Annotated in this window: 6 protein-coding genes; 1 reads left to right on the top strand and 5 read right to left on the bottom strand. The window is 57.0% G+C overall.

From position 1 onward, the window contains the following. Positions 1 to 196: 196 nt before the first annotated feature. Positions 197 to 484, bottom strand: a complete 288-nt coding sequence (locus DYI24_RS18475) for a hypothetical protein (protein WP_205523583.1) — start codon at positions 482 to 484, stop codon at positions 197 to 199. Positions 485 to 847: 363 nt separating this feature from the next. Between DYI24_RS18475 and DYI24_RS18470 the strand changes: the two genes are divergently transcribed. Further along, a complete protein-coding gene (locus DYI24_RS18470; protein WP_205523582.1) occupies positions 848 to 1,123 on the top strand; it encodes a DNA-binding protein in 276 nt (91 codons plus the stop codon). Between the two features lie 10 nt (positions 1,124 to 1,133). On the opposite strand, the gene DYI24_RS18465 is transcribed toward DYI24_RS18470, so the two are convergent. From DYI24_RS18465 to DYI24_RS18450, 4 genes are all read right to left on the bottom strand, one after another. Then, a complete protein-coding gene (locus tag DYI24_RS18465) occupies positions 1,134 to 2,993 on the bottom strand; it encodes a P-loop NTPase fold protein (protein ID WP_164573351.1) in 1,860 nt (619 codons plus the stop codon). Between the two features lie 122 nt (positions 2,994 to 3,115). After that, positions 3,116 to 4,234, bottom strand: a complete 1,119-nt coding sequence (locus DYI24_RS18460) for a PAN domain-containing protein (protein WP_164573350.1) — start codon at positions 4,232 to 4,234, stop codon at positions 3,116 to 3,118. 905 nt (positions 4,235 to 5,139) lie between these two features. After that, positions 5,140 to 5,475, bottom strand: coding sequence for a hypothetical protein (locus DYI24_RS18455; RefSeq protein WP_164573348.1), 336 nt, complete (start codon positions 5,473 to 5,475; stop codon positions 5,140 to 5,142). A gap of 40 nt (positions 5,476 to 5,515) precedes the next feature. Then, on the bottom strand, positions 5,516 to 6,554 hold a 1,039-nt coding region (locus DYI24_RS18450), incomplete at its 5' end, for a hypothetical protein (protein ID WP_205523581.1).

Below are 6,554 nucleotides of genomic sequence, written 5' to 3'. Positions count from 1 at the left end.
TGATGAAGCTGCGTCCGCATGGGTTTCCGACCTACCGGGACAAATCATCGTCTCGGTCAGCGCTCGTGAACAAGTATCTCAGGGCTCACGGGCTGCGGCCTTCGAAGCTGCATTCGCTCTATTCGCTTCGGCACAGCTTCAAGGATCGACTGATCGCGGCGGAAGCACCAGACAGCCTGATCGACAGCTTGATGGGTCACCGGACAGGCAAACCCAAATACGGCAAAGGACCGCCATTGGAGCTCAAGCTCAAATTCATGGAGTCCATCGCCTTCAAGCCGCCGTCGCGGCTGTGAGCCATGAGCAACCGGCGGGCGCGATGTTTAGCGCCCTCCATGCGCTTGAACTCTTCAAGCTCAGCCTCGAATTTCTCGAACAGCGGTAGATGCACGTCGCCATCCAGCTCAATGAAGTACGCCAGCAACACGAGCGCACGTTCGGTGCGCTCGATGCGGTTCAGCGATGATGATTCCTCTGGATTCATGGCAATGCTGTCGTTCGAGTAACCCTCGCACCAAATTGATTCCAACCCCCGCGCTTCACCAGTGCGGATGACAATTCTGTCTGCAGACGTACCGAAGTTTCCCCGGCAATGCTTTTGCACCGTGCAGGCGCGAGGGAGCTGAGCCCTTCAACACTTAATAGGATGACAAAGACGCTCCTGCTCTCTTTGTCTGATCAATCAGACTGCATCCGGGCTGCGGCTGGCTAGACGCTCAACTCGTTCAAACAAATTATGGCGGTCCGACGCGGACCGATAACTCGGGCAAACTTCTTTTGAGAGATTTTCCGAAGCAACGCCAACGCGGAAAGCCATAGAATGGAATTCTCAACTGCGAGCATCACTATGGACGAGACAGACAACATTCCCGCCCCGCCCAACTCTATTTCGGGAGATCACCGAACGCGGCATGCATCAGCTGCGCCGCTCGCAGGCGACATCCTCTCCGGAGCAAATGAGATCGCCGAATTCATCTATGGTGACCGGAAGTACCGTCGCAAGGTCTACAACCTCGTTGAGACCAATTGCCTACCAGTCTTCCGCCTAGGCGCAAACATCTGCGCGCGTCGGTCGATCTTGCTCAGCTGGATAGCAAAACAAGAGCGGACCCAGCGTCTTTGACGGGCGAGCGCTAGGACGAAGGCGCCGGAGCGAGAAATGGATCAATCCCGTGTCCGAGGCGATTTTTCAGTCGATACTTTGACATTGGCCGGAGGGTCGCCAACCTTGCGTCCAAAGCTGTCTTCACTGCCTCCAACCATGGTTTTTCGTCAGAGAGCTCCCGTAGCAGCATGCCGGTGTCGTAACGTCCTTTGAAGGCGCTAAACACAGATCTTTGGCTGTCGGCTGGCAGCGCAAGGACCCGCTCGGCAAATATCACAGGGTCAATGGCCGCGAGAACCGGAACATCATAATATGGGCTCGCTTCGACGTTGTTGACGCACAGAAGTCGAAAATACTTCTGAGGGTCTTCCGCCATTGTTTTAAGAAGCCTCTCCCCAATCGCGGGAAGGGCCTTCTTTCGAGCTTCCTCCGACGCCGCATCGAAGTGCGTCAGAATTTGGCTGAATTCCGGCGATTGTGCCTCAGAAAATCCGAGCCCTTCCCAACTCATCCGATCACGCCTGTTGGTTTCGAATGTGTCCGGGAATCGGTCATCCTTGAGCAAGTCATCAATATACGCCTTGGCTTCTTCTACGACCTCGGCTCTCGATTTGCTAATCACCCCGACGTCCGAAAATGCCAACCTTAGTCCGCAAACGTGCAGTATCTCGCCGGTAATCAAAAATTCGCGCTTTGCGAACTGCTCTTCGACCTTTGCAACGGCTTTTTCGTACTCGCTGTCTTCCAAGTCCCAACCGTGCCACGCGGCCTTCCAAGCGGGCATCGATTCCGGTGAGGCAAAGTATGGGCTCTGATCGAGGACTGAACATACGTCTGCCGGATTCACCCACCCCTCAAAAAGAAGAGGCTTCAACAAATCGCTGGTTATTAGCCCCTGAGTAAACTCAACCTCGGGATACCGCGCCCTCACGCGACTTGAGGGCGTCTCTTCGTTCTTGCTTCTGCCAAAGAGAGAGGCCCTCGAAAGAATGCCTTCCAGCTCCTCTTCTCTGACTCGCCCCGATCGAACCTCGAACGAGAGCGCCACGACGATGTGCAAGGCTACACTCATTGCGCTTGGCTTTTCCCAGTGCGCGTCGGTGAAGCAGGCCGAAAGTCGTTCGTAGTCCCAGAGAGCGTATTTAAGCAGACGTAGGTTATCCGTCTGCGATTGTTCGTGAAGGAGCTCAATCTCCTTTCTATTCTCCAGCAAATAATTCCGACATCGCTCGCACCGAATAAGAGGCAGAAAACTTTCGATGGCGGAATCAAATGTTGAACGCACCTGCAGCGTTTGGCCGATCAGCTTTTCCTTTATCTCCGCATACTTTTCATCCTGCTGCCTGAGGATTTCGTCTTCATTGGCGACGATGATCGCCTTGAATCCCTCGTGCTCGACAAAAGCATTGATGTACCCGAGCATCTGAGAGATAGGCATGGAACATCGTTCAAGATCGTCAAAGATCAATAGGCACTCTTTCGGTGTCTTGAAATATTCGGCAAGGTCGATGTCGGGGAGGCTCGCGTTTAGTGTGACATCGGCTTTCCCGTTGTCCTCAAGATCGATCTTGGTGGTCGCCTTGAGCAACCCACGAGCGACCTTCGCAGCAATTTTCATTCCCTTGGACGAGAGAACAGGGTGAAGCTGCCGATGGAGCTCCTCATCTACCTGTCGGAAAGATGTAAATCCGTACAAGCTGACGTAAAGGTTTTTGCTCTGAGCTCGCTCTTTCCGCTCCTTGAGAAATTTGTTGATGAGAAACGTCTTTCCGGCACCCCACCGCCCGCGGATAAGGACTGCGTAATCAAATTGGTTTTCTGGATCACAGTAATGATGAAGGAACTCCAAGACGTGAGCATTGGGGTCAATGGTTGTGGACGCATTCATTTCTGCCTCAAGCAACTCCGATAGTTGGGATACTTTATCAGAATTACTTGGATTCAGAAGCCCTCAAACCTGCTCGCTGAATTGGACAAGATTAATCTGTGCAGGAAGCTTGTTTGCCTACATCACCTATCACGAACAGCTCTCAGCCATCCGGCTGAGGTCACCGTGTTCGGCGTGGGGCCGAAGATCCGGCAGATATGCTGGACCGATTTTTCTGCGACGTCGTAGGTGAAGCCGACGCAGTTCTCGACCGGCTTACATTTGGCCATGCACTCCATCGCGGTCCCAACGATGAACGACGACGGGCCGGGGCCGGGGCTGGTGCCATCAGTCAGCATCTGACCGCAGGTCAGCTTGAATCCCGGCATTACAAAATAGCGCCCGGCACAATGGACCCGGTCTTTCTCAACCGGAGCTTCAGCGCCGGTCACCTGACCCGGCTGAGGTTTCGGGACGACAGGCTCCGTCAGAACTGTAACGTTGATTGGCTTGGGAGCATCGGGCTCAGGAATCCTCTGCCCGGACACATAGTTAGAATCTTGGGTAAAGGTGAGCGGAGCAGCAAACCTCAAGCAACTACGGTAAGCGCCCCGGATAAGCGGACCATTCTTGTTGAATGCCCAACCGTCGCATCGGGAGCGATTGCAGGCCACGGCACAATCGGCCTCAGTGAGCGTAATCGTCCCGCCGATCGTCTGTCCGCTTACGGTAACGTTGTCGCGCAGTTTAAAGCTGGTCAACGCGTCGCGTCGAATATCCTCGTCGCCGTTAATCGGCTTAAATCCGTCGCCGTTCCCTCCCCCAGGCCCCCTACCTTTGCCGCCCGGAAGCGGCTCGACGGGAGGATCGGGTTGCGGTACGGGCGGCGGCGGCGTGGTCTGAACCACTGCCCCACCTGGGCGGCTTGGCAACTGCGTCCAGCCATATCCTCCGAGGACGAGAACAAACCCGGCTGCGACGCCATAGAATGTCTTCCGGCTTGAACGATACGGCGCACCTTGGGCTTTCTTGGCCCCGGCGGAAGCTGTTGGAATTGCAGAGGTTGGCCCCCGGCTTTTCTGATCTTTTCCGGCGTTTTCGTTCGGCCGCGCAGCTCCGCCTGATCCTGCTGTCTGACGCGCTCCGTTGCCCGGCTTGAGCTCAATCGTCTCGGGCTTAGGCTCTGGCTTAGCCGCGACGAAGAGGACCGGCAGGTTCACAGGCCGCCCAGCCTGTTCGGACGAACTGTCCGACTTGGCCACGTCTGCATCGGAGGGTGTCGCTACTGCCCCTCCGGAATTGGCAGGCCCGTCTGATGCCGACCGCTCTGTGCCGTCCGGCTGTGGACTCGTCTCTGGCCGTTTGGAGATCTTCGAGGACCTGGTCTTTTGAAGAGCCTGCCTTAGCTCGGCGCGAAGCTCGTCAACGTCCTGCCGCTTCCCAAACAAGGCACTTTCGATCTCGGCTGTACCGAGAGGGAGATGGCGATCCCGGAGCCAATAGGAGACGGCCCTTGCCGAAATCCCCATGACCCCGCCGAACTCCTTCGGCTGCCACGGCTTGCCTATCTTGGATGGCTCGACGTTCGGCCGCGTGCCGTTCTCTAAATGGTACTTCAGGAGCCGTCCAAAGCTCCACTCGGTCCGATCCGCCAACTGATTTCTCAAATTGTCTGGCACGATTTCGCTGGGTCGACGTGCTGCGCGAGAAAACTTCGCTCGGTGGTATTTAGATTTCGCAAGTGTTGGCTTCTTTGTGGCGTGGGATCAACCCGTAATGAGGTAGAAGCTATGGTTACACACGTGAACACTAAGCATCCTGCACTCGTCGCGGATATCAGCGGTAATTCTCAACGCCACAACCGGGTTGGTACCGCCGACGAATGCTATCGAGCTATGCAGCTCCATAATGCACGATGCCGCGGTGCCCCCACTACCATCGCGAACGAACACAAGGACGAGACAGCCCCGCGGTCTGATGCGATCAACTCAGGCGACATCATCTACGGAGCGCGCTCTATCGCCGAGTACTTGTTCGCCGACGGCGGTAACAGGGCACGGCGGCGCGTGTTCAACCTTTGGGCTCACTACAGTGTGCGGAAGGAGAAGGCGGGCTTCTTCAAACTGAAGGGAGCGCTCTGCTTATCAAAGAGCCAATGGCGATCATTTCACGGACTGCAGTAGGTGCTGAGCCGTGAGCGCCGATCGAGCTTCCGAACCGGTCGGGCAAGGAGAGAGCGCCTTGCCCGATCGCGAACAGATCGGAGCGCCCGTCGCCTTTCTTCCAAGATGCTCTGCCGCAACCGCTGAACGGCCTCATCCCGCTCCTGCTGAAGCGCCGCCATGGCCGCCAGCCGCTCGCTTTTCCCGAACGTCAGCAGCCCAGCCATCCGTGCCGCGTAATGGAGCAAAAGTCTCGCGATCGCGATGTCCAGCAAACTCGCGAATGCCGCCATGATCCGGGCGCGCATGACCGCTGCCTCGTCATCCGGTTGGGCCAGCATCCTCCCGGACCTGGAGCTGGCCCCTGCCCCCAGTCCGCGCTTAGTCCCGTTCGCGTTTCCGCTCCCGTCGCTCGCGCCAATAGGCCACAAGCTTTACTTCCTCCTCGGCGTTGGCACTCATACGGGATTGCTCCTCGACGGCACGTTGCGCGGTCTTCGCTTTCGCCGCATCCGGCTCATTCCTGGCCTCGCGGGCATCCTTCATCTTCGTGCCTCCACCAAAAAACCCGTCGAACAGCCGCTCGCCAATCACACCAAGTGCACCCGCAATGCCCAGACCGACATCACCCAGGCCTCTGGTCCTGCCGGGGTTGACACTATCGGCTGGCGATATCTCGTCATCGGCGAAGTCTTCGCGCGGCTTCACTTCCTCCCGCTCCTCGTCCTCGCGGCGATCGGTGACTTCATGCGAAGACTCGCGAAAAGCCTCACTCAGACCGTGTTCATTCAGTTGATCACGCGTTGCGCCAGTCTTCTCGGCAGCAAATGGCGATGGGGAAACATCCAAAAGCCAGTACGCCCGCTGCCCGCTTTCCTGTCCTTCGCGAAGCCGAACCCGCTCAAGCTTCTGGACCTCCAGAAGCGCCGCATATTCCTCATCCCGCTTTTCGCGCAGTTCGCGGCAGGCTTCATTTCGTCGTTCATTGAGCGCCTTGTCGCGGCGCTCCAGAATACCAGCCTTGAGAAGGTCGAGGGCCTCCCCGTCCAGCCCCTCGCGCCTGGCTTGATAGTAGCCACGCCACTCGGCCTTGAATTCGCGACTTACCGTTCGATAGGCTTTATCACGAACAGTCCGGAACGCCTGCCTTCCATCCATGAAGAAGCGCTCGCGCTGCCCCCGCTGGCGATCCTTGAGGATGCGCCACTCGCCGTCTTTTCCTTCGTCTTCGTCGTTCCGAATGAAATAGTCGAACTCAGCACCGATGCGTTCATACTCGCTGCGCTCGAACTCGTGCTGCGAGCTCTTCATCCGTTCCCATATTTTCCGGTTTGGCGACGGCCTTCTCTCGTCAACAGGCCTCAGGCGTTCCTCGCAGAACACGAGCCCATGCTCCTTCTCATAAGCTTCCGCCCAATCC

The organism is Rhodopseudomonas sp. BR0C11, from assembly GCF_010820945.1.
In the GTDB taxonomy this organism is placed as follows: Bacteria; Pseudomonadota; Alphaproteobacteria; order Rhizobiales; family Xanthobacteraceae; genus Rhodopseudomonas; species Rhodopseudomonas palustris_H.
The sequence above is the reverse complement of the archived record's forward strand: the minus strand, read 5'-3'. Positions and strand labels throughout refer to the sequence as shown.